The 1,863-nt window shown below is 49.5% G+C and carries 3 protein-coding genes; all 3 read right to left on the bottom strand.

Annotated features, from left to right (window positions below):
* Window positions 1-135 precede the first annotated feature (135 nt).
* Window positions 136-861: a hypothetical protein gene (locus CKW13_RS24065; protein ID WP_095111251.1), complete on the bottom strand. Its 726-nt coding sequence runs from the start codon at window positions 859-861 to the stop codon at window positions 136-138.
* The gene (locus tag CKW13_RS24060; protein ID WP_095111250.1) at window positions 862-1,260 is read right to left on the bottom strand and encodes a hypothetical protein; all 399 of its coding nucleotides are present in this window, start codon (window positions 1,258-1,260) and stop codon (window positions 862-864) included.
* On the bottom strand, window positions 1,257-1,863 hold a 607-nt coding region (locus tag CKW13_RS24055), incomplete at its 5' end, for a DUF1983 domain-containing protein (protein WP_141234026.1). The genes CKW13_RS24060 and CKW13_RS24055, both read right to left, overlap by 4 nt.

Raw genomic sequence — 1,863 nt, 5'->3', positions numbered from 1 at the left:
ACCGTTGTCGATCCATTGGTGACAGCGACTGTTCCCGCTCTTAGCCAAGGCATGGGGTTGTCCTTAAGTTTGGCAATAAAAAACCCGCACATGGCGGGCTATTGACTTGGTAATTCATCACTGCAATGCATAGAGCTAGTTGTAGTAGCGGGATATCGGAAATTTACAAACAGGAATGCAGAAATTTGTACCATTAGTACCTTGCCAGTACCAATACCCACCAGCACCGGTTTTCTGGTTGTGTATTTTTAGAGTCCTGACTCCGTTATCGAGCAAGGTCAATCCAGAGTTCTCGCTAAAGCTGGTAAACCACACAGGTCCCCAGTCAAATGCTGACAAACAGATAAAATCATCGGCATCAATCACTAAGTTGCTACTGAACACATCAACATAATTACCAATAGCCAGCGTCCATGCCTTGGCAAACTTGTTGTACCTGACAACCCTATCGCTAGACGAAAAAACTGGTCGACCCATATAGTCCCATATATTCAATCCATAGGAGTTTGATGCTTGCTGATCTGCAAATTTGCAGGATACATATTCCATCAGGTAGTTCTGTAAATTCGGGTTTCCACGTACAGCAGAAACCACCTTAAACCCGGTCCAATTTCCTGGCCCGCCTTGTAGCCTTGAGTACAACCCTAAATCGTTATGGACGCCGCTCTCATACCTGATAAAAACCTGAGGAGCTTCAGTGGTCGTGATTGCCTTATTGAAAACCACCTCCCCGTGCCCAACTCGGTCTGTGTATTCAGATCGAATTCTGAATGTCCCGCGCTCAGAAAAAACCAGGACTTTGTGCTCACTACTAATACTCACCGAGCCAAAATTATTTACCACCTCCAATCCATAAGACATTTAGTTAACCCTCACCACTTCAACTGTACACTCCACAGAGTTTTCAACCCAGCGGGTGATGTAGTCATTACCGATACCTGTAGGATCTCTGTAGTTTGCGTATGTATATATAGCAATCTGCGTACCACCAAGATCCTTGTATGTTGGGATGTACCCCCAGCCATAAGGTCGATACTCGCCCCCGGCCGAGTAAGCTTTAGGGGTTATAACTACAAAACAAGTAGCTGGATCGTAGCCAAGCACATCCATCAAGATATAGTCTGTTCTCGGGGCTGGCCTTGCCCCAGGACCTGAAGGATTTTTGGGGATTGTCATTGTTGCTAGACGGGTGATGGTAAAATCCTCCATCCCTAACGTCTTAACTCCATTGCTATCAAACACCTCCAGCCCATAACTCATTCGGTAAGATCTCCCAATTGAATGCGCTTGACGTTGTTGCCGTCATAGATCCGCAAGGACCGGCTTGTCATGGTCATTCGTCCTTGACCCAATGCACTGCCATTGATTTCAAAGTTACCGCTCTTCATCAACCTCCAGCCACGAACACCCGCGAGGTAATCATCGGACTGCAAGTTGTCTCCGATCTTCAGCATGTTGATTGAACCGTCCTGAATAAACGCCGACCGTATAAACGTCTGCCCTCCCGTAACAGAGAAGGGCGAAACCGGTGTGCCATTGACCAGGTTCAGCAACATGAAAGTGTCTGCCCGCACAACGAACTGCGACGACACGCCGGAAGGGTCAACCTGCAAGCCCAGACCAAACGACGCGGCGTAGAGCTGCCCGCCGGCCGTGGTTTCCATCTTCACCGACCACAAGGTCGACAGCTTCCCATTGGTTTCCGCCAGGGCCTCGGTGGTTTGCTGCACTGCGGCCTTGTTGTCGCCCACTTCGGCCGAGAGCTGGACAAGGCTTTGCGACATCGCCAGCTCATTGGTGGCCACCACCTTCTCCAGCGTGGTCAGGTTCGCCGCGTTGTCGCCTACCTTGGCGTCCAGCGTG

The sequence above is a fragment of the Pseudomonas sp. Irchel 3E20 genome (assembly GCF_900187645.1).
In the GTDB taxonomy this organism is placed as follows: domain Bacteria; phylum Pseudomonadota; class Gammaproteobacteria; order Pseudomonadales; family Pseudomonadaceae; genus Aquipseudomonas.
The sequence above is the reverse complement of the archived record's forward strand: the minus strand, read 5'-3'. Positions and strand labels throughout refer to the sequence as shown.

What these genes read in the sequence shown, in the direction of transcription:
- CKW13_RS24060 (WP_095111250.1), bottom strand. Translation starts at nt 1,260, where the DNA reads ATGAGTTATGGGCTGGAGGTGTTTGATAGCAATGGAGTTAAGACGTTA.
- CKW13_RS24065 (WP_095111251.1), bottom strand. Translation starts at nt 861, where the DNA reads ATGTCTTATGGATTGGAGGTGGTAAATAATTTTGGCTCGGTGAGTATT.